Here is a 24,528-nt window from a genome sequence, read left to right on the forward strand (position 1 = left end):
ATGGCGGCTAGACTCCGCCAGCCTCAGCCCACCCCGCCAGATCGCCGATGGACATCGATCCTGAAGAACTCATCGAGAACGCCCGCCAGGCCACCGAGCCGCCCGAGGCGCCCGTGCGCCAGACGCGCCTGAACATCGCGGTGGCCGTGACGGTCGCGCTGCTGGCGACCTTCATGGGCATTTGCAAGGTCAAGGATGACAACATCAACCAGAACATGCAGCTGGCGCAGGCCGACAAGATCGACCACTGGGGCTTCTATCAGGCGCGCAATGCCCGCGAGGAGATCGCCAAGGCGACGCTGACGCAGCTGAAGCTGCAGGCCATCGGCGCGCCGGCCTCGGCGGCCGAGGGCTACCAGCAGGCGATCGCGCGCTACGAGGCGCTCGCCGCCGAGCAGTCGGCCAAGAAGGACGAGCTGCGCAAGCAGGCCGAGGCGGACCAGCAGCGCTATGACGCGCTCAACTTCCGCGACGACCAGTTCGACCTCTCCGACGCGCTGCTCGCCATCGCGATCGCGCTGCTCGCGATCACCGCGCTGACGCAGATGTGGGCACTCTTCGTGGTGGCGATGGTGCCCACGGCGTTCGGCGTGCTGATGGGGCTGGCCGGTCTCGGCGGCTGGCCGCTGCACCCGGACGCGATCGTCCAGCTGCTGTCCTGAACGCCCATTCGGGCCAAAAGCGGAAACGGGCGCACGAGGCGCCCGTTTTCCTTTGAACGCGATCGCGGCGCTCAGCGCAGTGCGAGGTCCAGCACCGTGCCGGCGAAGATCGCGAAGCCCACCCAGTGGTTCTCGCGGAAGGCCTTGAAGCAGCCTTCGCGGGTGCGGTCCTTGATCAGCGTGTAATGCCAGACCGCCTGCGCCGCCGCCGCCGCGAGGCCTGCCAGGAACCAGTGGCCCATGCCCAGGCGCAGACCGAGCGCGGCCCACAGGGCCAGGAACACGACATAGAAGGCCATCACGCCGATGACGTCGAAGCGGCCCAGCGTCAGCGCGGAGGTCTTGATGCCGATGCGGATGTCGTCGTCGCGGTCGACCATGGCGTATTCGGTGTCGTAGGCCAGCACCCAGAACAGGTTGGCCGCGAGCAGTCCCCAGGCCGACAGCGGCACGGACGCGCCGATCGCCTGCAGGCTCCACTCCCGCCCGCCGAGCGCGGCCGAGAACGCCATCGGGATGCCGAACGAGAAAGCCACGCCCAGCACCGCCTGCGGCATCGAGACCCAGCGCTTGGTGAAGGGGTAGAGGATGGTCACGCCGAGGGCGGCGAAGGACAGCAGGATGGTGGGCGGATTGGTCGTGAGCACCAGCGCGAAGGCGATCAGCGACAGCACGGCGCCCAGCGTCAGCGCCTGCTTGACGGAGATCAGGCCGGCGGTGACGGGCCGCTGGGCGGTGCGTTTGACGTGCTTGTCGAACTCGCGGTCGGCGACGTCGTTGACGGCGCAGCCGGCGCTGCGCATCAGGAAGGTGCCGATTGTGAAGACCAGCAGCAGATGCCAGCCCGGCCAGCCGTCGGCGGCCATCCACAGCGCGGCCAGCGTGGGCCACAGCAGCAGGTAGGTGCCGGCCGGCCGGTCCCAGCGGATCAGGTTGAGATACAGCGACAGACGCGACGGCGCGGCGGGAGAGGGGGCGGCGGGAGTCATGGCGGGGATTGTCGCGCCGCGGATCGCCGCTCGGTCGCTGCCTCTTCACCATGCGCCCCAGCAGGCGTCAGGGCAGCTTCCTGCGCAATCCCGCCGTCGAGACGTCGTCGATGTGGCGAAAGGCGGATGCGATGCGGTCTGTCTCCGCGGCGTCGACACCGAAGCCGTCGAAGTGCATCCGCCATTGACGCACCACGCGCCAGACCTCGTCGATCGCGCCGGCGGCGTCGCGCTCCGACAAGGTGAAGGCAGCATGCGCCGCAAGGGCGTTGTCGAGCGTCGCCGTGCGACCCTCCGGCCCGACGCCCAGATGCAAGGTGCGTTCCTTCGAGAGACTTGGACGCGGCATGACGTCATAGAGCGGGCTCAACCGCCACCCCTGCAAGCGAGGATCAAACAGGAACCCGTGATTGCGGAGGTGATCGTCGTCGTTGCTCACGAGGATGTTGAAGACCATCCGCTTGAAGAGCTCGACGTTGTTCCCGCGGACCTGGGACGGATGGCCGTGCCGCCGGATCGCGCCGGCGAGGTCGCCGTAGGACTTCGTGCGTGATTCCGTCTCGTCGCAGGCGAGCCAGGTCAGGCCACTGTTGAAGGCCAGCCGGCGCTCCTGGCGTCCGTCTCCTGGACCCCGGACGAGCAGGGTCGGATCGTCGGCGATCCCGGGAAGCCCCGTCGTGTCGGACCAGTAGCGATCGAACCGCCGGATCAGCATGACGCGGCGGCCGCCGATGACGTCGGTGCGCACGGGCGGTACCGTCAGCCCGGCTTCGCCGGCAAGACGCAAGGCGGCGCACTCGATCGCGGGAATGTCCATGCGATCGTGGCGACTGCCGAATTTCGCGAGCCAGAGCATGCCGTCGGCATCGCGCACCGAGGCCTTGGGACGGGCCCCCCCCAAGGCGGTGCCGTCCATGAAGATCGCTTCCAGATGAGCCGGCACCGGCAGGCCTTCCTCGATGCGTTCCGCGGCCTCCATCAGATGCTCGAGCGTGTGCCACGAACTGACGCCGGCGCTCGGCCCGTCGTCCAGGGACGCGCGCACGTCGAGCGCACCCACGCGCTCGCTGCCCGCATGCAACAGGTATTGCGATTCGGGCAGGCTGTTGGCGGGGACGCGCAGCTTGGCCTCGATGACGCGGCGCCCCCACGCGTCCGGCGCGGCGTCGCGGATGCCTCCGAAGAAGGGGAGGGCGTTGATCGGACGCAGGCGCTGCCCACGGACCCGGTCTCGGTCGCCGAGGGCAAGGCTGAGGGGATCGATCTCGATCGCGTCACCGCGCTTCAGGTAGTTGAGACCGTAGGCCAGCGTCGAGCCTTGGAGCTCCTGCCCCTGTTCCTCGAGCACGAGTTGAGCGCACGGAGACCAGTCCGCGCCGAGGTGCGCGAAGACGGTGAGCTTGGCATCCTTCGCGGCCATCGTGGAATCCTCAGAAGTCCAGCTCGTCGAGTTCCGCCTGTGTCAGGCCGCGAACCCGTTGACGCTGCTCCTCCCGCTGTTGCTGCATCAGCGCGGGATCGCGCTCGGTCAGCAGCTCGGCCAAGGTCATGCCTGGCGCGATCGCGTCCAGGTAGCGCAGGAGCTGGCCGACCGCGAGACCGGGATCTCCGCGCTCGATGCGGTAGGCCGTGTTGCGCGACAGGCCGGCGCGGATGGCGGCTTCCGTCTGCTTGATTTGGCGCGCGACGCGCAGGCGCGCGATGCGCTCGCCCATCTGGACGGCGTCGGCATGCAGATGTCCCGGCAGGGCGGCGGATTGATCGACTTTCATGCTCGTGAAGTCGAGCCTTAAATGCGTTAAGGCTCGATATTACGAGCATATAGACAAATTGGCTACCGCTTCCGCTTGTCCATGATGCTCGTGAAATCGAGCCTTATCGGGATAACGCTCGATTTAACGAGCACTCCCCGGCTTGCGGAACCGCTCCACCAGCGCCCCCGCCTCGCCCACCAGCCCGCGCCGGAAGGCCAGCACGCACAGGATGAAGATCAGCCCGGTGACCAGGCTGACGGACTCGCCCAGGCCGGTGAACCACTGGATCCCGGTCACGCCGGCCAGCCATTGGCCCAGGTCGCCGATCTTGTTCTCCAGCGCGATGATCACCAGCGCCCCGACGATGGGCCCCACCATCGTCCCCATGCCGCCCACCAGCGTCATCAGGATCACCAGCCCCGAGGTCGTCCACACCGCGTCCGTCAGCGTCGCGAAGCCCAGCACCAGCGTCTTGGTCGCGCCCGCCAGCCCCGCCAGCGCCGCCGACAGCACGAACGCCATCAGCTTGAAGCGCGCCGCGTCGTAGCCCAGCGAGGTCGCCCGCGCCTCGTTCTCGCGGATCGACGTCAGCACCTGGCCGAACGGCGAATGCACCGTCCGGTAGATCAGCCAGAACCCGAACACGAAGATCGCCAGCACCAGGTAGTACAGCGCGTTGTCGTTCTCCAGGTTGATGCCCAGGAAGCTGCCGCGCGGCACCGACTGCAGGCCGTCCTCGCCGCCGGTGAACGGCGCCTGCAGGAAGTAGAAGAACAGCATCTGCGCCAGCGCCAGCGTGATCATCGAGAAATAGATCCCCGAGCGCCGGATCGCCAGTAGCCCGAACACCAGCCCCGCCACCGCGCCCATCAGCATGCCGAAGGCGATGCCCAGCAGCGGCGGAAAGCCCCAGACCTTCAGCGCGTGTCCCGCGCCGTAGGCTGCCGCGCCCAGGAAGGCCGCGTGGCCGAAGCTCAGCAGCCCGGTGAAGCCGATCAGCAGGTTGAAGGCGCACGCGAACAGCGCGTAGCACATCACCTTCATCGCGAAGATCGGATAGACGCCCAGCACGGGCAGCAGCGCGATGCCGATGAACAGGGCCATGTAGCCCAGCGGTTTGTTGTTCATTTCTCTTTGCCGAACAGGCCGGCCGGACGCACCAGCAGCACCGCCGCCATGATGACGAACACCACGGTGTTGGAGCCCTCCGGATAGAAGACCTTGGTCAGACCCTCGATCACGCCCAGCCCCAGGCCGGTCAGGATCGAGCCCAGGATCGAGCCCATGCCTCCGATCACCACCACCGCGAAGACGACGATGATCAGGTTGGAGCCCATCAGCGAATTCACCTGCAGGATCGGCGCCGCCAGCACGCCGGCGAATCCCGCCAGCGCCACGCCGCCCGCGTAGGTCAGCGTCACCAGCCGCGGCACGTTCGCGCCGAAGGCCTGCACCAGCTTCGGGTTCTCCGTGCCCGCGCGCAGCCGCGCCCCCAGCGAGGTCTTCTCGATCAGCACCCACACCCCCAGGCACACCACCAGCGAGGCCACCACCACCCACGCCCGGTAGTTGGGCAGGATCATGAAGCCCAGGTTGGTCGCGCCCGACAGCGCCTCGGGCGCCGAGTACGGCTGCCCGCCCACCCCGAAGAAGGAGCGGAACACCCCCTCCACCACCAGCGTGAGCCCGAAGGTCAGCAGCAGCCCGTACAGGTGGTCCAGCTTGTAGAGCCACTGCAGCAGCAGCCGCTCGATGACCAGCCCGAACACGCCGACGATCAGCGGCGCGATCAGCAGCATCGCCCAGTAGTTGATGCCGAAGTATTCCAGCCCCATCCACGCGAGGAACGCGCCCATCATGTAGAGCGCGCCGTGGGCGAAGTTGATGATGTTCAGCATGCCGAAGATCACCGCCAGGCCCAGCGAAAGCATCGCGTAGAACGAGCCGTTCACCAGGCCCAGCAGCAGCTGGCCCAGCAGCGCGGGCAGCGGAACGCCAAAGATGTCGGTCATGAGTCGTCGCTCATCCAGAAGCGGAAGGACGCGCCCGCGGCCCGGCCGCGCGGCGCCTCCGGGGTCACATCACTTCTTCACCAGCGGGCACTTGGAGTCGGCCAGCTTGGTGAACGCGTCGTCGCCCGGGATGCGGGTCACGACCTTGAAGTAGTCCCACGGCTCGGTCGACTCCTTCTGCGACTTCACCTGCAGCAGGAACATGTCGTGCACCGCGCGGCCGTCCTCCTTGCGGATCGTGGCCTTGGTGTAGAAGTCGTTGACCGGCGTGGCCTTCATCTGCGCCATCACCTTGTCGCCGTCGTCGCTCTTGAGCGCCTCGACCGCCTTCAGGTAATGCGACACCGCCGAGTAGTCCGCCGCCTGCAGCGACGAGGGCATGCGCTTCATCTTCTCGAAGAAGCGGCGCGCCCAGACGCGCGATTCGGCGCTCTGGTTCCAGTACCAGCTGTCGGTCAGGTACATGCCCTCGGTGGTCTTCAGACCCAGCGAATGCACGTCGTTGATGAACATCAGCAGACCGGCCAGCTTCATCGTCTTGGTGATGCCGAACTCGTTGGCCGCCTTGACCGCGTTGATGGTGTCGCCCCCGGCGTTGGCCAGGCCCAGGATCTGCGCCTTGGAGCTTTGCGCCTGCAGCAGGAAGGAGGAGAAGTCGCTCGCGTTCAGCGGGTGCTTGACCGAGCCCAGCACCTGACCGCCGGCCTTGGTCACCACCGCCGAGGTGTCGGCCTGCAGCGAGGTGCCGAAGGCGTAGTCCGCGGTCAGGAAGAACCAGCTCTTGCCGCCGTTCTTCACCACCGCCGCGCCAGTGCCGTTGGCCAGGGCCACGGTGTCGTAGGCGTAGTGGATGGTGTAGGGGGAGCACTCTTCGTTGGTCAGGCGCGAGGTGCCGGCGCCGATCGAGATGAAGGGCTTCTTCTTCTCCGCCGCGACCTTGGCCATCGCCAGGCTGGTGCCGGAGTTGGTGCCGCCGATCAGCAGGTCCAGCCCTTGCGTGTCGAACCACTCGCGCGCCTTGGACGCGGCCACGTCGGCCTTGTTCTGATGGTCGGCGAAGACCAGCTCGATCTTCTTGCCCGCGGCCATGCCCTTGGCATCGGCGATGGCCATGCGGATCGCCTCCACGCCGCCGGCGCCGTCGATGTCCGCGTAGACGCTGGACATGTCGGTGATGATGCCGATCTTCACCACGTCGCCGGAAATCTGCGCCTGCGCGGCGAGGCTGCCGCAGGCCAGCACCGAGGCCAGGGCAACGGTCTTGAGGGTCGTCTTCATCGCTTGTCTCCTTTTCTAACGGCCTCGTCGGGCCACGCGGGTATCAGACTCGAAGCTCGGAAGGCATGCCGGTCCGCCGGGGTCACACGCTCAGCAGCTCGTCGAGCAGCGCGCGCTTGCTGTCCAGCTGCGCGGCGGCGAAGGACTCGACAACCTGGCCGTGTTCCATCACGACGAAGTGGTCCGCCAGCGGCGCGGCGAACCGGAAGTTCTGCTCCACCATCACGATGGTGAAGCCCTGCGCCTTGAGCGCGGTGATCATGCGGGCCAGCGCCTGGACGATGACCGGGGCCAGGCCCTCGGAGATCTCGTCCAGCAGCAGGATGTCGGCGCCGGTGCGCAGGATGCGGGCCACGGCCAGCATCTGCTGCTCGCCGCCGGAGAGCCGCGTGCCCTGGCTGTGGCGGCGCTCGGCGAGGTTGGGGAACATGGCGTAGATCTCGTCCTCGGACATGACCTTGCCGCGGCCGCCCTTGAGCGGCGGCGGCAGCCGCAGGTTCTCCTCGGTGCTGAGCGAAGCGAAGATGCCTCGCTCCTCCGGGCAGTAGCCCAGGCCCAGGCGCGCGATGCGGTGCGTGGGCAGGTGGACCGTCTCCTGGCCATGGACCTTGATCGAGCCGCTGCGGCGGTCGGTCAGGCCCATGATGGCGCGCAGCGTGGTCGTGCGGCCGGCGCCGTTGCGGCCCAGCAGCGTCAACACCTGGCCCTGCGGCACGGCCAGGTCGATGCCGTGCAGGATGTGGCTCTCGCCGTACCAGGCCTGCAGGCCCTTGATCTCCAAGGCGTGAGCCATCAATGCGCTCCCTGCAGCTCGGCGGCCTCGGAGCCCATGTAGGCCTCGAGCACCTTCGGATGGCGGGACACGGCGGCGTAGTCGCCTTCGGCCAGCACGGCGCCGCGCGCCAGCACGGTGATGCGGTCGGCGATGCTGCTGATCACCTTCATGTTGTGTTCCACCATCAGCACGGTGCGGCCTTCGGCGACGCGCTTGATCAGCGCGGTGACGCGGTCGACGTCCTCATGGCCCATGCCCTGGGTCGGCTCGTCGAGCAGCATCAGTTCGGGTTCCATCGCCATCGTGGTGGCGATCTCCAGCGCCCGCTTGCGGCCGTAGGGCAGGTCGGCGGCGCGCAGCGCGGCCATGTCGCGCAGGTCGACGAGCTCCAGCAGCTCCAGCGCGCGGTTGTCGAGCTTGCGCAGCCCGCCCAGGCCGGTCCAGAAGTGATAGCTCGTGCCGGTGAAGCGCTGCAGGCCGATGCGCACGTTCTCCAGCACCGTCAGATGGGGGAAGACGGCCGAGATCTGGAACGAGCGGATCACGCCGCGGCGGGCGATCTGCGCGGGCTTCTCGCCGGTGATGTCGGTGCCGTTGAAGAGGATCTGACCCCGTGTCGGGGTCAGGAACTTCGTCAGCAGGTTGAAGCAGGTCGTCTTGCCGGCGCCATTGGGGCCGATCAGCGCGTGGATGTGGCCGCGCTGCACTTGCAGGTCGACGGAGTCCACGGCGGTGAAGCCCTTGAACTCCTTGGTCAGTTTGCGTGTCTCCAGGATGAGGGTGCTCATCGGCGCAAAGGTGGGCGCCGGGGAACCGGTGCCTCTGTAGTGGAGCCAGGAATTTAGGGCTCTGGCGAGGGCCGCGCACAGCGTAAAACCCTTTACGCAGCATTGCGCAAGGGCTAACCCTCGGAGGTGGGCCGAGGCTGACGGCAGGGGGCCAGGACATGCCACAGGGGGCGCTGGGCGAGCGCGTGTCACCGGAATCTCCTGCGGGAGAGCGGTGCTTCTTCCGAACGGGGAGGGCGGGCCATGGCCCGGATGGCTATGCTGCGCGCCGACCACTCATTGACACCTTGGAGGTTTCCCATGATCCGTTCCGGCAAGTTTGCTGTTCTCGGTCTCGCGCTGGCCCTGTCCGCCGCCGGCGTGCAGGCCGCGGCCCCGCAGGTGAAGACGCAGGCGCCCGGGTACTACCGCATGATGCTGGGCGATTTCGAGATCACCGCGCTGAACGACGGCACGATCGACCTGCCGGTCGACCAGCTGATGGACAAGGCCAAGCCCGGCACGGTGGTGAAGGCGCTGGGCAAGAGCTTCCTGAAGCCGCCGGTAGAGACCTCGATCAATGCCTACCTGATCAACACCGGCACCAGGCTGGTGCTGATCGACACGGGCGCGAACGGCGCCTTCGGTCCGACCACGGGCCGGCTGCTGGCCAACCTGAAGGCGGCGGGCTACCAACCGGAGCAGGTCGACGAGGTCTACATCACCCACCTGCATCCGGACCATGCGATGGGCCTGACCAAGGACGGCCAGGCGGTGTTCCCGAACGCGGTGGTGCGCCTGGACCAGCATGACGCGGACTTCTGGCTCAACGCCGACAACGTGGCCAAGGATCCGGCGCACAAGGACTTCTTCGGCGCGGCCGCGGCGGCGCTCAAGCCTTACCAGGACGCGGGCCGGCTGAAGCCGTTCAGCGGCGAGACCGAGCTGGTGCCGGGCGTGCGCACGCACGCGGCCTACGGCCACACGCCGGGACACACGGTCTACATGGTGGAGAGCCAGGGCCAGAAGCTGGCGGTGTGGGGCGATCTGATGCACGTGGCGGCGGTGCAGTTCCCGGATCCGTCGGTGACGATCAGCTTCGACACCGATTCGAAGCAGGCGATGCCGCAGCGCAAGCTGGCCTATGCGGATGCGGCCAAGCAGGGCTACTGGGTGGCGGTCGCGCATGTGTCCTTCCCGGGCATCGGCCACGTGGCGCAGGACGGCAAGGGCTACCGCTGGGTGCCGGCGAACTACAGCATCAAGCCGTAATAGCGACGAGGCCGCGTTGCGGCCTCGTGCGTCAGAGGGTCAGCACCTTGTAGTCGCTGGACGTCATGGGCTCGAAAGTGGACGGGAGTCCGCAATGCAGCTCGATCAGCACGCGGCGCGCGAAAGGCGCGCCGACTTCGTTGATTCGCCGGACCTCGGCTCGTACCGCCGAGGGCTCGATCAGTCCCTGCCGAAGATCCTCGACGAGGTAACGAGGCGCCCAGCCAATGAGGTGACCGTCATTGGTCTGCAGCTGAATCGCGAAACCGGTAGCGGGGTTGTTCACCTCGATCGCGACCTGGAGCCGCTCGCCAGGAACGAGGCGCTTCGCGCGCATCTGGGCCTCCGGCGCGACATGCCGGAGTCCGTGGAGGAAGAAGCGGCTGCAGATCGAACCGTCGTCACGCTTCTCGAGTTTGGGGAAGACTTCAAGGCTGTCCGTCTCGCGCTCCCCACCGGTGAGGCCCAGGATCTCGACAGGATCCGCTTGGCGAGGGTCCAGGTCCAGCCAGCTCAGATACTCCGCAAAGTCCTTGCGATTGGAATCCAGGAGGCGGTTCTTGAAGAGAGGGAAGAGTTCATCGGCTTCGTAGCGGCGCTTCAGATCCGGAAAGGCGATGAGCGCATCGAATCCAGCCTCCCGCTGGGCCTTGATGGCACCGCCGGTGTAGCGGAAGACGAAGTGATGGTCTTCCGCGTCGAGGCGTCCGATCGGGAACCAGGCTCGCGTGGGCCGGGGAGCCTGCCAGGCAAGGAAGAGAGTGTTCATCGTGGGATCCTGTTCAGGGATCGTTGGGCAGTGAGGATCATGGCGAGCGCGAATTGCTTTGCAGCCGTCGATGCACGTTCCTCGGGCAAGGCGTTCACGATGCTGCCTATCGTCTCCCCGCTCAGTCCTTGCACAGCCAACAGCGCCGAACGGAAGTAGTGAGGATATTCGACGGCGGCAGTCTCGACCAGTCGCAGTGGATTCGCACCTCGGGAATCGTCGGAGGACTGGAAGATCCCGCCTCGCCCCCTGGCGACGTAGCGCTCGAGGCTGTCGTGTTGAAGAAGCTCGGTCCGCCTTGCATCGAGCAGCTCGCGCCCCAACGAGGACGCATGGTCGTAGCTGGGTGCCACTGCGATTCTCAACCGATCCGCACTGCCGTCGACGTGGACCAGCAGGCCCCAGTTCTCGTGATGTCGATCGGTGTTGCCAATCAAGGCGTCGAGCACCATGTAGCTGGCGAGCGTTGTCAGCATGGGTGTGACGAGCGTCGCGCTGCCCAGCAACGATTGAATCGCGGACACAACGTTGTGAACCGTGTGATCGGACTGATTGAAAGTCTTGGTTCGGTCATAACCCGTGACATGGAAGGCCAGGATCTCATTTCCGTGCACGAGTGCCTCGCCGGCGTCCGCATTCATGAAGCTGTGAGAGATGCATCCGCGGCGACCGCAGTACTCCGCCAGTTCGACGCGTGCCGAGGGAATCTCGAGGGCACTCGCCAATTCCGCAGCGACCTTCTCCGCCCAATCCTCGCCAGTGTTTTCCCGGGCTTCCTTGAATAGCCAGCGCTCGCCGTCGAGTGCCACCCAGAACTTTGGCTTGCTGCCAAGCTGCTCGGTGTCCTCTCGTGCGTCTTCAGGAATGGAGACGATGTCGTAGGCCATGGGCAGTCAGCTTAAGGCGGCCGGAGAACCCATCCTGCGACTCATCCGTCGATGTGTTGCTGCAATCCCACCACCAGCGGACTGGCTGTCGAACGCACGCTCGAATCGCTGGGTTGCCTGCCGGCATCGCCGGCCGGCGCGCTCACTCGAAGTACTGCTGCCGCAGGCGTTCGTAGCGCCCATCCCGCCTGATGCGGTCCAGCGCGGCCTGCAGCCGGCGCGCGATCGCGGGATCGCTGTCCGCCGGCAGGCCGTACCAGTAGGACTTGTCCACGTCCAGCGGCAGGACCGGCGTCAGCGTCGCATAGGGCAGCTTGAGCTCGCGCAGATGCCAGGCCGCCGCCCAGTCCAGCAGCGCGATCAGCTCCATGCGGCCGGCCAGCAGCTTGCGCAGGTTGGTCGCGTCGTCCAGGCCGAGTTCCAGCTCCACCTCCGGGCGCAGGCCCTCGGCGAGCAGCGTCCTGGCCGCCGCCGAGTCGCGCGACACGCCCAGCCGCCAGCCGTTGAGCTGCTTCAGGCTGGCGGGGCGCACGTCGGTCCGGTGGCTGAGCCGGTACACCAGGATGCGCCGCGGGCTGATCGGTCCGACCCAGCGGAACTGCGTCTCGCGCTCCGGCGTGCGGGTCAGCGAGAACAGCACGCTGTCCGGGTGCCGCGACGCCTCCTGCACCGAACGCTGCCAGGGCAGCACCTCGATGCGCAGCCGCAGGCCGGCGTCGGCGCTCATCGCCTTCAGCAACTCGGTGCTGAAGCCGCGCGGCACGCCGCCGTCCGCGTAGTTCAGCGGCGGCAGGTTCTCGGTGAAGCCGACCAGTTCCTGCGGAGCCTCGGCGGGCGCCTGCGAGGCCAGGGCCGGAGGCAGCGCGCCCGCCATCAGGCCCGCCGCCATCAGGAGGCAGCACAGGCGGCGCTCCTTCGATGGCTCGATCGCGTACGGCATCGGCGCAGTGTAGGAAACGCGCGTGACAGGCCAGCAGCGATGTCGGGCCGCGAATGCCAATGAAGTCACGCCGCGCGCGCGGGCGGGGCGTCTGCCGCCCCCACTGCTCCCCCTCTGCGCGGCCGCCGGATCAGGCGTCCGGCTCAGGCCGCCCGCTCAGGCATCCATCTGCTTCTGGAAGACCAGGCCCGCGTGCTCGCGCAGCGCGTGGAACTTGATCTTGGGCCAGTTCTCCTGCATCGCGCGCAGCTCGCCGGCGTACTCGAGCAGCACCGTCGGCGCGTTGACCGCGTCCCAGGCCACGCGGTGGGCGTTGTGGTCGATGAAGCGGCGCAGCTCCTTCTCGCCGCCGTCGGCCTCGTCGCAGGTCACCCAGCGCGCGACGTTGTAGCGCGCCGGCGTGATGCGGGCCTTGACGCCGTACTCGTGCTCCAGGCGGTGCGCGACGACTTCGAACTGCAGCTGGCCCACCGCGCCCAGCAGCAGCACGCTGCCGGCCTCGGGGCGGAAGACCTGGATCGCGCCTTCCTCCCCGAGCTGGCGCAGGCCCTCGCGCAGTTGCTTGGTCTTGAGCGGGTCCGCCACCTCGACCGAGCGGAACATTTCCGGCGCGAAGAAGGGCAGGCCGGTGTATTGCAGCGCCTCGCCCTCGGTGATGGTGTCGCCCAGCTGCAGCACGCCGTGGTTGGGGATGCCGATGATGTCGCCGGCGAAGGCCTCGTCCAGCAGCTCGCGGCGTTGCGACAGGAAGCTCACCACCGTGTTGGGCCGCAGCTCCTTGCCCGAGCGCACGACCTTGAGCCGCATGCCGCGCTCGAAGTGGCCCGAGGCCACGCGCAGGAACGCGATCCGGTCCCGGTGCGACGGATCCATGTTGGCCTGGATCTTGAAGACCACGCCGGTGAACTTGGGCTCCTCGGGCTGCACCACGCGCTGCATCGCGGCGCGCTCGGCAGGGGCGGGCGCCAGCTCGACCAGCGCGTCCAGCACTTCCTGGACGCCGAAGTTGTTCACCGCGGAGCCGAAGAACATCGGCGTCTGCCTGCCCGACAGGAAAGCCTCTTCGTCGAAAGAGGGCGCGGCTTCCTTGACCAGCTCGATCTCGCCCTGCGCGTTCTCGTACTGCATGCCGAAGCGCTCGAGGTAGGCGGGGTTGTCCAGACCGTCGAGGACTTCCTCGGTGCCGGCGGCGCGGTCCTCGCCGGGCGAGAACACGCGCATGCGCTGCTGGCGCAGGTCCATCACGCCGTGGAAGTGCTTGCCCATGCCGACCGGCCAGGTGAAGGGCACCACCGTCATGCCCAGCTCGCGCTCGATCTCGTCCATCAGCGCCAGCGGCTCCTGGACCTCGCGGTCGAGCTTGTTGACGAAGGTCAGGATCGGCGTGTTGCGCGCGCGGCAGACCTGCAGCAGGCGGCGGGTCTGCGGCTCCACGCCATTGGCCGCGTCGATCACCATCAGCGCCGCGTCGACGGCGGTCAGCACGCGGTAGGTGTCCTCGGAGAAATCCTGGTGGCCCGGGGTGTCCAGCAGGTTGATGACGCAGTCGCGGTACTCCATCTGCATCACCGACGAGGCCACCGAGATGCCGCGCTGCTTTTCGATCTCCATCCAGTCGGAGGTCGCGTGGCGCGAGGCCTTGCGTGCCTTCACCGAGCCCGCGATCTGGATCGCGCCGGAGAACAGCAGCAGCTTTTCCGTCAGCGTGGTCTTGCCCGCGTCAGGGTGCGAAATGATGGCGAAAGTGCGGCGGCGGCGCACTTCGGACTGGATGCGGCTGGGCTGGTCGGTGGACATGGCGCGAAAGAGGCGGCGAACCCGCGATTATCGGCCATCGCCCCGCGAAGCCCCAACCCGCGCCAGGCCCTAAGCCCCGGCGTCGTCCATGAATGGCCGCACGCGGGCGAGCAGGCGCTCGACGTACTCGGCCTTTTCGCCGACCGGCGCGGCGTAGGTCAGCGCGTCACGGGTGGCGGCCTCGCCGGCCTTGCGCCACATCAGCCAGGCCGACAGGTACTGCGAGGCCAGGCAGCCGCCCGAGGTGGCGACCGGCCCGCGGGCGTGGAAGGGCTCGTCGAGCACGCGCACGCCGGCCTCGACCAGCCAGGGACGCGTGTTCGTGTCGGTGCAGGCCGGCGCGTCGCCGAGCAGCCCCAGCCGCGCCACCAGCAGCGCGCCCGAGCATTGCGAGGCGATCAGCTGCCGCGTCGGATCGATCTGCAGCCGGTCCAGCAGCGCCGAGTTCTCCGCGATCGCCCGCGTGTAGATGCCGGAGCCGAACCAGACCGCGTCGGCCTCGTTGGCCCATTCGAGCGGGCGCTTGAGCTGCACGGTCACGCCATTCATCGAGGTGACGGTCGCCCCAGGTCCGCAGAGCTCGGCCGACCAGCCCAGGGGCTTGAGCCGGTTCAAGAGCCCGAGGGGGAGGAAGCTGTCGATCTCGTTGAAGCCGTCGAAGGAAAGGAGGGCGATGCGCATGGGGCGTCCCGCGAGGCGATGCGGCCCACTGTAGCGCCGAGGCCCGCGCCGCCCAAGCCGGTGGGGTTATTGCCGCGGTTCACCCGCCGGCGAGCAGCTGGAAAGTGTGCCGCGCCATCATGAGTTCCTCGTCGGTGGGGATGACCCAGGCCTCGCAGCGGCTGTCGACGGTGCTGATGCGGCGCTCAGGCGGGCCTTCACGGTTGGCGGCGTCCTGCACCGACACGCCCAGCCACAGGCAGCGCGACAGCACCCGGCGGCGGATCTCGGCCGCGTGTTCGCCGATGCCGGCGGTGAAGACCAGGCCATCGAGGCCGCCCATCTCGGCGGCCAGCGCGCCGATCTCCCGCGCGATGCGGTGCACGAAGACATCGATCGCGAAGCGGGCCCGCGGCGCGTCGCTGGCCAGCAGCTGGCGCATGTCGCTGGACACTCCCGACAGGCCGAGCAGTCCCGACTGCTTGTAGAGCAGCGTCTCGAGCTCGCGCGCATCCATGCGCTGCTCGTCCATCAGGTAGATCAGCACGCCCGGATCGATCGCGCCACTGCGCGTGCCCATCGGCAGGCCGTCGAGCGCGGTGAAGCCCATGCTGCTGGCGATGCTGCGGCCGCGATGCAGCGCGCAGGCGCTCGCGCCGTTGCCCAGGTGCAGCACGACGGCGCGCCCGTCCGCCAGCCGCGGCGACAGCGCCGGCAGCCGCGAGGCGATGTACTCGTAGCTCAGACCGTGGAAGCCATAGCGGCGAACGCCGGCCTCGAACAGCGCATACGGCAGGGCGAAGGCGTCGGCGACGTCCGACTGGCCGCGATGGAAGGCGGTGTCGAAACAGGCGACCTGCGGCAGGCCGGGCAGCGCGGCGAACGCGCGCCGGATCGGCGCGAGGTTATGCGGCTGATGCAGCGGGGCGAGCGGGATCAGCGTCTCGAGCTGGGCGAGCACCGGCGGGGTCACGACCACCGGCGTCTCGAACGCGGTGCCGCCGTGCACGACGCGATGGCCGATGCCAAGCATCTCGATGCCGGGGAACTCATGGGTGACGAACTCGACCAGGTGATCGAGCGCGCCGTCGTGGCTCAGGCGCTCGCCCACCGGCCAGTCGCGCGACCCGGCGCGCGAGCCATCGGCGTGCGCGGCCTCGAAACGTGGCGTGGATGTGCTCAGGCCCTCGACCTGCGCGCGCAGCTCCAGCCGCAGCGGACCGAGCTGGCGGTCCTCGTGCAGCGAGAACATCGACAGCTTGATGCTGGACGATCCCGCGTTGACCACCGCGATGAATTCGCCTTCGAGCCGAGGATCCATGTTCACCCCATGATGTGATAACCGCCGTCGACAAACAGCGTGGTGCCGGTGATCAGCACCTTGCGGCCCGCGAGCAGCCGTGCGTAGGGCGCGCTGGCCGGGCTCATGCAGTGGCCCTGCTGCGGCGTCGCGGCTTGGATGCCGGCGAGGGCGCGGGCGAAGCCGCGATCGAGACCGTCGCCGCGGCCGGTGCCGACAGCGCCAGCGCCATGTCGGCCACGCGCACCGGATCCACGTGCAGCAGCTCGTGCACGTAGCGGGCCGCCGGGGAATCGGGATCAGCGAGCTCCGACTCCGCCATCAGCACCGCGCTCGCCAGCGCCAGCGCCTGCTCGCGGTCCTCGAGCGTCGGCAGCAGCCGGGGCAGGGCGGCCATCGCCTCGTCCGGCGCGAAGGTGACGATCAGCGCCTGCCGGTGCAGCAGCGTGGCCCAGTCCTCGCTGGGCGCGGCCGCCACGGCGTCTTCGGCCTCGGTGGCCATGCGGCGGTGCGCGTCCGCCAGCAGCTGGCCCAGGATCAGCCCGCGCCGCTGCACCACGCCGCGATGCGCCAGACCGGCCAGCAGGATGCGGCACACCGCGTCGGCGAAGCCGCCTTGTTCCACCTGCTCGAGCGCGACCCGGCGGCCTTCGATCTCATCGGCGGCGGCGTGCGCGGCGTTCGAGGCCTGGTCGGATTCGCGCGGCGGCAGCAGCGCGCCCAGGCCATGGGGCCCGTAGACCGCCTCGACCCAATGCACCAGCGCCGTGTCGCGCTGGTGACCGAGGCGGTCCAGCGATTCGCTGATCCAACGCGAGCCGAGCTGCTCCCACTTCAGCCACGGGTTGTCCGGCGTGACGGTCTGCCGGCGCTCGCGCGCGCTGTCGGCGGCCCGGCGGATCCACGGCGCGAGCGGATGCAGGTCGGAGAGCGCCAGATGCTGCTGCCGCAGCGGATGCATCCAGCGCAACCACTCGCCCAGCGCCTTGCTGCCGACCGCCCGCACCGCGGGCTGCAGCCAGTGGCGGTAGTGGCGCATGTTGGCCTCGGACACCTGCGCGATCGTGCTGAACAGCGCCTCGTCGCGGCGGCATTCCGGATTGAGCGCGCGCAGGTCGTCGACGCGGCGCGTCTCGAAGCTGACCGAGTAGTCGCCCGACTCCAGCGCCGCCAGCGGCGCCTCGGGATCGCGCGCGTCGATCTTCATCTCGTACAGGCCGGGCGGCAGCGCGGCGATCTGCTCCAGCGTGTCGACGATCTGTTCATGCTCGCGCCGCGCGATCGAGCCGCCCACGAAGATGCCCAGGTGCCCGATGCGCGGATGCAGCATGTAGACGATGGTGCGGCCCGCCTTGATCAGCGCCTTCTCGCTTCCCCACACATCGATGATCCAGTCCAGCGCCTGCTGCGGCGGCGTGATGTTGTCGCCCCAGGACGCGAAGATCACCATCGGCGCGGCGATGTTGCGCAGGTCCAGCCGGTAGCCTTCCATCTCCACCTCGCCGCGGGCCAGGCGGTTGCCGATGAAGAGGTTCTCGACGATGGCCTCGATCTCCTCGCCGGTCATGCGGAAGTAGCCGCCCCACCAGCGCTCGAAGTCGAGGAAGCGCTCGCGCTCGGTGTCGACGTTGGCGTAGAGGTGGTAGTACTTGTCCCACCAGGTGTTGGCCAGGTTCAGGTTCTCGAAGTTCGAGACCAGGTGGGCGCCGTCGAAGCGGTCGCCGCACAGGTCGGCCGACAGCGCCGACAGCCACGCGCCGCCGAGCGCGCCGCCCGCGTAGCGCATCGGGTTCTGCTCCGGCGAGCCGGCCCAGTAGGACAGCGGCGCGCCGTTGAGCACGATCGGTCCCATCAGGTCGCTGCGTACCGCGGCCAGCGCCGCGACGGCCCAGCCGGCCTGGCAGTTGCCGATCACCGCCGGCAGGCCCGGCGACTTCGGATGGCGGCGCGCGACCTCCTCGAGGAACTGGGCCTCGGCGCGGGCGACGTCGAGCAAGGTCTGACCCTCGACCGGTTCGGGCTCGAAGGTGATGAAGTAGACCGGATGGCCGGCGCGCAGCGCGACACCGATCTCGGAGTCCGGCTTGAAGCCGCCGATGCCGGGGCCATGGCCGGCGCGCGGGTCGATGACCACGATCGGCCGCCGCGCCGGATCCACCACCGCGCCATCCGGCGGCAGGATGCGCAGCAGCGCGTAATTGCAGGGCTGCGGCAGGTCGCGGCCGTCGATCAGCAGCTCATGTTCGAACTTCAGCAGCGCCGGCTTGCCGGCGCGCAGGTGGTCGAGGAACACGTTGCCGCGTTCCCGCATCGTGTCCAGCGTCAGCAGCGCACGTTGCCAGGCATCCGTCGCGTAGTTCTGCCAGTCGTGGATCCACTCAGCCATTCGCATGCTCCAGCCCGGTAGCGGCTTGCTTTGTTGCACCGCAGCATGCATCATCGTCCGCCATCCATTGTTAAAGCCCGAGGGAGAAGCAGGGTGATGCAACCGACGCCGAGCGCCCATCCGCATTACGACCGGCTGCTCGAGGCCGTGCGGCATCTGCCGCCGCTGCGCATGGCGGTCGTGCACCCCTGCAGCGACGTGGCGCTGCTCGCGGCGACGGAGGCGGCGTCGCTCGGCCTGATCGAGCCGGTCCTGATCGGTCCGGCGGGCAAGGTCTCCGAGGCCGCCGCGTCGGCAGGCGTGGATCTGGCGCGGTACACGCTTGTCGACGTGCCCCACAGCCATGCCGCGGCCGAACTGGCCGTGACGATGGCGCTCAAGGGCAGCGTCGATGCGCTGATGAAGGGCAGCCTGCACACCGATGAACTGATGGGCGCCGTGGTCCGCCGCGAGGGCGGGCTGCGCACTGGCCGCCGCATCAGCCACTGCTTCGTGATGGACGTGCCGGGACATGCGCAGCCGCTGGTCATCTCGGACGCGGCGATCAACATCGAGCCCACGCTGGAGGAGAAGGTCGACATCGTGCAGAACGCGATCGACCTCGCGCACGCGCTGCGGCTGCCGGAAGTGCGGGTGGCGCTGCTGTCGTCGATGGAGACGGTGAACCCGAAGGTGCCGTCGACGATGGACGCGGCGGCGCTGTGCAAGATGGCCGATCGCGGCCAGATCACCGGCGCGGTGCTGGACGGGCCGCTGGCGATGGACAACGCGATCGATCCGGAGGCCGCGCGCATCAAGGGCATCGTGTCGCCGGTGGCGGGCCAGGCCAATGTGCTGATCGTGCCGGACCTGGACGCCGGCAACATGCTGGCCAAAAGTCTGAGTTTCCTGGCCCAGGCCTACGCGGCGGGGGTGGTGCTCGGCGCGAAGGTGCCGATCGTGCTGACCAGCCGGGCCGATTCGCGCGCCGCGCGGCTGGCCTCGTGCGCGCTGGCGTCGATGCTGGCGCAGGCACGGCGGGCCGGGCTCATCAAGGCCGTCGGCTGAGGCGGGCATCCGGCCCGCCATGAAAAAGGGGACCGCGAGGTCCCCTTCGTCATCGTGGCTGGCGCGCGGCGCATGCGCCGCGGCGATCACTCTTCCATCACTCTTCCAGTAGCGAGCGCAGCATCCACGCGGTCTGCTCATGCACCGTCAGGCGCTGGGTGAGCAGGTCGGCGGTGGGTTCGTCGCTGGCCTTGTCGACCAGGTCGAACAGCGCGCGTGCGGTGCGGGCCACGCCTTCATGGCCGTCGACCAGGATGCGGACCATGTCCAGCGCCTTGGGCGGCGTGGCGGGGGCGTCGGGCAGCGAGCTCAGCTGCGCGAACTGCGCATAGGAGCCCGGCGCCTTGTGGCCCAGCGAGCGGATGCGCTCCGCGATGGGATCGACGGCGTTCCACAACTCGGTGTACTGGCCCATGAACATCGCGTGCAGCGAGTTGAACATCGGGCCCGTCACGTTCCAGTGGAAGTTGTGGGTGGTGAGGTAGAGGGTGTAGGTGTCGGCGAGCAGCTTGGACAGGCCTTGCGCGATGGCGGCGCGATCCTTGTCGCTGATGCCGATCTGCAGGGAGGGCACGCCCTTGGCGGAGGCAGCCTTGGCGGGAGAGGGGCTCTTCTTGGCCATCGAGGGACTCCTTACGGGGGAATGAAAGTCGAAAGACGCCACGGAGACTAACCGATCGAGAGGATCGGCATCGTGACGGCGGGGCGCACGGCGAGCGCGTCTTGACGGGTGTCAGACGACGCTGTGCGTCATCCAGTCGATCAGCGTCTGCACGTTCAGCGCGGCGCCAGCGGCAACCAGGAGGCCACCCAGGGCGCGTTGTCCGGATCGGAGGGTCATGTCTTGCTCGCTTCGCATTTGTAGGTGTTCGGGCTGCCGATGGGATCTCCCGGAAGGAGGAGCTGCAGCGCGTGAAGCAACTTTAGTAGTTGGCTATGGGTGTGGCCATTTGAATAGCCTAAGCGTTGCGATTGGGAAATCCAACTGGCGCCGGACGTTGAGATTGACTTCGCTACTGCCGGAAGGCGACACTCGCTGCACCACTACTCCCTTGCGGGCGCGATTTGGTTCGCCAACCTGCCCGGGACGAGAAAGCCGCTCCATTCGGGGTGGCTTTTTCACTGGGCAGCCGTTTGATCGCCACCGTCGGGTGCGGGTCTGGCGAGTGGAGGAAAAGAAGACGGACGTCAACATGGCCGTACGGATGTACCGGGATGTCTGCCGGGGACTCTACGACCGCATCGTCGTCGTGACGAATGACAGCGATTTCGAACCGGCGCTCGAGGCCATACGCGAGGACTTTCCTGAAGTCGTGATCGGAGTCGTGATGCCGATTCGCCCGGCCATCACGGGAGCATCCAGCCATCGCCGGCCCTGCAACTCATTGGCCGCGCAGGCGCATTGGTCGCTGACATCACTCAGCGACGAGTTGCTGGCCTCGGCACAGCTTTCTCCAGTCGTCCCCACGCGCAAGAAGCCGATCCGCAAGCCGGTGCACTGGTAGTCCCCCTCAAGACAGCAGCGTCACCCCGCTGAGGTCGCAGGCATAGACCGCGTTGCGCAAGGCCGCGACCGCCTCGTAGCGGGTGAAGGTGCGGCGCCAGGCGAGCACCACTCGCCGCGTCGGCACCGGCTCCTCGAACGGGATGTAGCGCAGGTGCGGCGGCACCTGGTCCGGCACGCTCAGCGCCGGCACCACCGTGACGCCCATCCCGGACGCCACCATGTGCTTGATCGTCTCCAGCGAACTGCCTTCGAAGCTCTTGCGGATGCCCTCCGCGTCGGTCGAAAAGCGCGCGAACTCCGGGCATACCTCCAGCACGTGGTCCCGGAAGCAGTGGCCATTGCCCAGCAGCAGCATGGTCTCGGCCTTCAGCTCCTCGGCGCTGATGCGCGTCTTCTTCGCCAGCGGATGCGAGGCCGGCACCGCCACCACGAAGGCCTCGTCGTACAGCGGCGCCTGCGCCAGGCCCGCGTCCGGGAAGGGCTCGGCCATGATCGCGCAGTCCAGCTCGCCGGTGCGCAGCATGTCCAGCAGCTTCTGCGTGAAGTTCTCCTGCAGCATCAGCGGCATGCGCGGATAGAGGTCGATGCAGTGCTTGACCAGCTCCGGCAGCAGGTAGGGCCCGATCGTGTAGATGATCCCCAGCCGCAGCGGCCCGTCCAGCGGGTCCTTGCCGCGCTTGGCGATGTCCTTGATCGCGCTGGCCTGCTCGATGACCGACTGCGCCTGGCGCACGATGTCCTCGCCCAGCGGCGTCATCGTCACCTCGCTGGCGCCGCGCTCGAAGATCTTGACGTCGAGTTCCTCCTCGAGCTTCTTGATGGCCACCGACAGCGTCGGCTGCGACACGAAGCAGGCCTCCGCGGCACGGCCAAAGTGGCGCTCGCGGGCGACGGCGACGATGTAGCGCAATTCGGTCAGGGTCATGGGAGCGGCATTGTCCTCAGAAAGCGCCTCCCGCGCACCGTCCCGGTACACTGCCGCCCCACCCCAGGGACCTCCCCGGACCTTCTTCCAGGGGATACGCATGACCGAACCGACCTCCCCCTACGCCGCCCCGCGCCCGCAGGGCACGCCCCCCGACCGCAAGCCCGTCACCCTGCAGCGTCTGCTCGACATGCACGCCGGCGGCGAGAAGATCGCCATGCTGACCGCCTATGACGCCACCTTCGCGCATGCGATGGAGGACGCGGGTGTCGACTCGATCCTGATCGGCGACTCGCTGGGCAATGTCGTGCAGGGCCTGCAGACGACGGTGCCGGTGACGCTGGAGGCGATGGTCTATCACACGGCCTGCGTGGCGCGCGCCCGCCGGCTGGCCTGGATCATCGCGGACCTGCCCTTCGGCACCTACCACGAGTCGCCGCAGGCCGCCTGGCGCAGCGCGATGCAGCTGGCGCAGGCCGGCGCGCACATGATCAAGCTCGAGGGCGGCGGCTGGACGGCCGAGACGGTCCGCTTCCTCACCGAGCGCGGCATCCCCGTCTGCGCCCATCTGGGCCTGACGCCGCAGACCGTCACCGCGCTGAGCGGCTACAAGGTCCAGGGCCGCGATGCCGAGAGCGCCGCGCAGATCAAGACCCATGCGCGCGAGCTCGTCGACGCGGGCGCCCAGATGCTGCTGCTGGAAATGGTGCCGGCAGCGCTGGCCGGCGAACTGACGCGCACGCTGGGCGTGCCGGTGATCGGCATCGGCGCCGGCGCCGAGTGCTCCGGTCAGGTGCTGGTGATGCACGACATGCTGGGCGTCGGCGCGGGCCGCAAGCCGCGTTTCGTGCGCGACTTCATGCAGGGATCGGCCTCGATCGGCGAGGCCTTCTCGCGCTATGTCGCCGACGTCAAGTCCGGCGCCTTCCCGGCGCCCGAGCACAGCTACTGATCATGAAGATCCACCACGACATCGCCGGCCTGCGCGCCGCGCTCGCGGGCGGCCGCCCGGTCGCCTTCGTGCCCACGATGGGCAACCTGCACGACGGCCACCTCGCGCTGGTGCGCCAGGCCCGCGCGGCGGTCGGCGCGGACGGCCTGGTGGTCGCCAGCATCTTTGTGAATCGGCTGCAGTTCGCGCCGCACGAGGACTTCGACCGCTACCCGCGCACGCTCGCCCGCGACGCCGAACTGCTCGAGGGCGCCAGCTGCGATCTCGTCTTCGCTCCCGACGAACGCGAGATGTACCCCGAGCCGCAAGGCTACAAGGTGCACCCGCCGGCGGAACTGGCCGACATCCTCGAAGGCCACTTCCGGCCTGGCTTCTTCATCGGCGTCTGCACGGTGGTGGCGAAGCTGTTCCAGATCGTCCAGCCCGCCGTGGCCGTCTTCGGCAAGAAGGACTACCAGCAACTGATGGTGATCCGCCGCATGGTCGATCAGCTCGCGATGCCGATCCGCATCCTGGCGGGCGAGACCGAGCGCAACGCCGATGGCCTGGCGCTGTCCTCGCGCAACGGCTACCTGAGCGAGCAGCAGAAGCAGGACGCGCTGCTGCTGTCGCGCACGCTGAGGGCCGCGATCGCGCGCTGGCAATCGGGCGAGCGCGACCTGGACCGCATCGAGGCGGACGCGATGCAGGCGCTGCGCGATGCCGGCTGGGCGCCGGACTACCTGGCGCTGCGCCGCCGCCATGACCTCGGCCCGGCGCGTGAGGGCGAGCCGCTGGTGGCGCTGGCCGCGGCCCGCATCGGCCAGACCCGTCTGATCGACAACCTCGAGTTCTGAACCGCCCCAGCCTGCGAACGCGGGGGGGCTCGTCCACGCCGGCACGCGGGCCGTTCCCCGCTCATCCTGCGGCCGTTTGGCCCGTGTTCATCGAGCCTGGGTGACATACGGCACCCTGTGAAGGCGGCGTTAGGGAAAGCCCCGTCTCCTGTCGTGCGCCGCGCGCACCGCCTCCACCTTTCGTGTCGGGCCGACCACGATACTTCGCGCTTCTTTGCCAGCTGACGGAGCCACAAGCTCCCAATGAGCCCATGAAGTCGACCACTTTCCTGTCTCCGTCCCTGTCCAAGCGCCGCCTGATGGCGCTGACCGCCGCGATGGGCGGCGCGCTCGCGCTGGCCGCCTGCGGCGGCGGCAACGATGACGAGGCGGCACAGCCGCCCAAGGCGAACCCCGTGACCACCGCGCCGGTGACCACCTGCAGCGCCGCCGGCGTCGCGGCGTCGAACGCCAGCGCGCTGCGTACCGTCTGCATGCTGACCAGCGATGGCGAAATCGTCGTGGAGCTCGACGGCCGCGCGCCGATCACCGTCGACAACTTCGTGAAGTACGTCAACGCCAAGTACTACGACAACACGATCTTCCACCGCGTGGTGCCGGGCTTCGTCGTGCAGGGCGGCGGCTGGACCACCGGCCTGCAGCAGAAGACGGCCGGCCAGGTGGCGCCGATCAAGCTGGAGGCGGGCATTGCCGGCCTGTCCAACACAAAGTACACGATCGCGATGGCGCGGAGCACGGTGCCCGATTCGGCCACCAGCGAGTTCTATTTCAACTCGGCCGACAACAGCGCCGGGCTGGACAAGACCGCGACCAGCGCGGGCTATGCCGTCTTCGGCCGCGTGATCTCGGGCCAGGCCACGATCGACAAGATCAATGCCGAACCGACCCAGCAGTGGATGGGCATCGAAACGCCGCGCACCGAAGTGCTGCTGTACTGGGCGGTCGCGCTGAAGTGAACGTGGCCCGCAGGCCCGCAGGTTTGGAGGCCCGCGGGCCGCGAGGCCACGAGACTA

General features: G+C 68.4%; 24 protein-coding genes. 7 read left to right on the plus strand and 17 right to left on the minus strand.

The genetic code is table 11. The features are described from left to right. Positions 1–47: 47 nt before the first annotated feature. Positions 48–662 carry a DUF4337 domain-containing protein gene (locus ABDW61_RS00985; protein ID WP_343635283.1) on the plus strand — a complete coding sequence of 205 codons (615 nt, stop codon included), beginning with the start codon at positions 48–50 and terminating at the stop codon, positions 660–662. Between the two features lie 71 nt (positions 663–733). On the opposite strand, the gene ubiA is transcribed toward ABDW61_RS00985, so the two are convergent. From ubiA to ABDW61_RS01025, 8 genes are all read right to left on the minus strand, one after another. Further along, a complete protein-coding gene (gene ubiA / locus ABDW61_RS00990; RefSeq protein ID WP_343635285.1) occupies positions 734–1,651 on the minus strand; it encodes a 4-hydroxybenzoate octaprenyltransferase in 918 nt (305 codons plus the stop codon). Positions 1,652–1,718: 67 nt separating this feature from the next. Continuing rightward, positions 1,719–3,071: a HipA domain-containing protein gene (locus ABDW61_RS00995; protein ID WP_343635287.1), complete on the minus strand. Its 1,353-nt coding sequence runs from the start codon at positions 3,069–3,071 to the stop codon at positions 1,719–1,721. A gap of 10 nt (positions 3,072–3,081) precedes the next feature. Continuing rightward, entirely contained in the window at positions 3,082–3,423 is a 342-nt protein-coding gene (locus tag ABDW61_RS01000) for a helix-turn-helix transcriptional regulator (RefSeq protein WP_343635289.1), read from the minus strand. A gap of 123 nt (positions 3,424–3,546) precedes the next feature. Beyond that, positions 3,547–4,533: a branched-chain amino acid ABC transporter permease gene (locus ABDW61_RS01005; protein WP_343635291.1), complete on the minus strand. Its 987-nt coding sequence runs from the start codon at positions 4,531–4,533 to the stop codon at positions 3,547–3,549. Next, a complete protein-coding gene (locus tag ABDW61_RS01010; RefSeq protein WP_343635293.1) occupies positions 4,530–5,417 on the minus strand; it encodes a branched-chain amino acid ABC transporter permease in 888 nt (295 codons plus the stop codon). Before ABDW61_RS01010 ends, ABDW61_RS01005 begins: the two co-directional genes overlap by 4 nt. Before the next feature lie 69 nt (positions 5,418–5,486). After that, positions 5,487–6,695 (minus strand): ABC transporter substrate-binding protein, encoded by a 1,209-nt coding sequence (locus ABDW61_RS01015; protein WP_343635294.1) that lies wholly within the window; start codon positions 6,693–6,695, stop codon positions 5,487–5,489. A gap of 82 nt (positions 6,696–6,777) precedes the next feature. Next, a complete protein-coding gene (locus tag ABDW61_RS01020; RefSeq protein WP_343635296.1) occupies positions 6,778–7,488 on the minus strand; it encodes an ABC transporter ATP-binding protein in 711 nt (236 codons plus the stop codon). Beyond that, positions 7,488–8,258 carry an ABC transporter ATP-binding protein gene (locus ABDW61_RS01025; RefSeq protein ID WP_343635298.1) on the minus strand — a complete coding sequence of 257 codons (771 nt, stop codon included), beginning with the start codon at positions 8,256–8,258 and terminating at the stop codon, positions 7,488–7,490. Before ABDW61_RS01025 ends, ABDW61_RS01020 begins: the two co-directional genes overlap by 1 nt. Positions 8,259–8,558: 300 nt before the next feature. Between ABDW61_RS01025 and ABDW61_RS01030 the strand changes: the two genes are divergently transcribed. After that, positions 8,559–9,509: an MBL fold metallo-hydrolase gene (locus ABDW61_RS01030; protein WP_343635299.1), complete on the plus strand. Its 951-nt coding sequence runs from the start codon at positions 8,559–8,561 to the stop codon at positions 9,507–9,509. 31 nt (positions 9,510–9,540) lie between these two features. Here ABDW61_RS01030 and ABDW61_RS01035 read toward each other — a convergent pair whose 3' ends face one another. From ABDW61_RS01035 to ABDW61_RS01065, 7 genes are all read right to left on the minus strand, one after another. Beyond that, entirely contained in the window at positions 9,541–10,278 is a 738-nt protein-coding gene (locus tag ABDW61_RS01035) for a hypothetical protein (RefSeq protein ID WP_343635301.1), read from the minus strand. Beyond that, positions 10,275–11,165, minus strand: coding sequence for a HipA domain-containing protein (locus ABDW61_RS01040; RefSeq protein WP_343635303.1), 891 nt, complete (start codon positions 11,163–11,165; stop codon positions 10,275–10,277). The genes ABDW61_RS01035 and ABDW61_RS01040 overlap by 4 nt, the downstream gene beginning before the upstream one ends. A gap of 142 nt (positions 11,166–11,307) precedes the next feature. Continuing rightward, positions 11,308–12,105: a transporter substrate-binding domain-containing protein gene (locus ABDW61_RS01045; RefSeq protein ID WP_343635305.1), complete on the minus strand. Its 798-nt coding sequence runs from the start codon at positions 12,103–12,105 to the stop codon at positions 11,308–11,310. Between the two features lie 156 nt (positions 12,106–12,261). Beyond that, complete coding sequence (locus ABDW61_RS01050; RefSeq protein ID WP_343635307.1) at positions 12,262–13,902, minus strand: peptide chain release factor 3; 1,641 nt, start codon at positions 13,900–13,902, stop codon at positions 12,262–12,264. Positions 13,903–13,971: 69 nt separating this feature from the next. Then, entirely contained in the window at positions 13,972–14,583 is a 612-nt protein-coding gene (locus ABDW61_RS01055) for a DJ-1/PfpI family protein (RefSeq protein WP_343635309.1), read from the minus strand. A 79-nt stretch (positions 14,584–14,662) separates the two neighbouring features. Next, on the minus strand, positions 14,663–15,883 hold the full coding sequence (locus tag ABDW61_RS01060) for an acetate/propionate family kinase (protein ID WP_343635311.1): 1,221 nt from the start codon (positions 15,881–15,883) through the stop codon (positions 14,663–14,665). A 103-nt stretch (positions 15,884–15,986) separates the two neighbouring features. Further along, positions 15,987–18,248, minus strand: a complete 2,262-nt coding sequence (locus ABDW61_RS01065) for a DUF3141 domain-containing protein (protein ID WP_343635313.1) — start codon at positions 18,246–18,248, stop codon at positions 15,987–15,989. Positions 18,249–18,344: 96 nt separating this feature from the next. Between ABDW61_RS01065 and ABDW61_RS01070 the strand changes: the two genes are divergently transcribed. Continuing rightward, the gene (locus tag ABDW61_RS01070; protein ID WP_343635315.1) at positions 18,345–19,295 is read left to right on the plus strand and encodes a phosphate acetyltransferase; all 951 of its coding nucleotides are present in this window, start codon (positions 18,345–18,347) and stop codon (positions 19,293–19,295) included. Positions 19,296–19,392: 97 nt separating this feature from the next. Here the strand turns inward: ABDW61_RS01070 and ABDW61_RS01075 are convergent, their stop codons facing one another. Next, a complete protein-coding gene (locus ABDW61_RS01075) occupies positions 19,393–19,917 on the minus strand; it encodes a Dps family protein (protein WP_343635317.1) in 525 nt (174 codons plus the stop codon). A 217-nt stretch (positions 19,918–20,134) separates the two neighbouring features. Here ABDW61_RS01075 and ABDW61_RS01080 point away from each other — a divergent pair, with 217 nt between their 5' ends. Next, a complete protein-coding gene (locus ABDW61_RS01080; RefSeq protein WP_343635319.1) occupies positions 20,135–20,800 on the plus strand; it encodes an NYN domain-containing protein in 666 nt (221 codons plus the stop codon). A 6-nt stretch (positions 20,801–20,806) separates the two neighbouring features. Here ABDW61_RS01080 and ABDW61_RS01085 read toward each other — a convergent pair whose 3' ends face one another. Further along, positions 20,807–21,727 (minus strand): hydrogen peroxide-inducible genes activator, encoded by a 921-nt coding sequence (locus ABDW61_RS01085; RefSeq protein ID WP_343635321.1) that lies wholly within the window; start codon positions 21,725–21,727, stop codon positions 20,807–20,809. A 100-nt stretch (positions 21,728–21,827) separates the two neighbouring features. On the opposite strand from ABDW61_RS01085, the gene panB reads away from it, so the two are divergent. The 3 genes from panB (at position 21,828) to ABDW61_RS01100 (ending at position 24,471) form a co-directional block, all read left to right on the plus strand. Next, positions 21,828–22,679, plus strand: a complete 852-nt coding sequence (gene panB / locus ABDW61_RS01090) for a 3-methyl-2-oxobutanoate hydroxymethyltransferase (protein ID WP_343635323.1) — start codon at positions 21,828–21,830, stop codon at positions 22,677–22,679. A 2-nt stretch (positions 22,680–22,681) separates the two neighbouring features. After that, complete coding sequence (gene panC, locus ABDW61_RS01095) at positions 22,682–23,515, plus strand: pantoate--beta-alanine ligase (RefSeq protein WP_343635325.1); 834 nt, start codon at positions 22,682–22,684, stop codon at positions 23,513–23,515. 251 nt (positions 23,516–23,766) lie between these two features. After that, entirely contained in the window at positions 23,767–24,471 is a 705-nt protein-coding gene (locus ABDW61_RS01100) for a peptidylprolyl isomerase (protein ID WP_343635327.1), read from the plus strand. The last annotated feature ends 57 nt before the right edge of the window (positions 24,472–24,528 follow it).

Origin of the sequence: Roseateles sp. (assembly GCF_039595595.1) — a bacterium.
In the GTDB taxonomy this organism is placed as follows: domain Bacteria; phylum Pseudomonadota; class Gammaproteobacteria; order Burkholderiales; family Burkholderiaceae_C; genus Roseateles.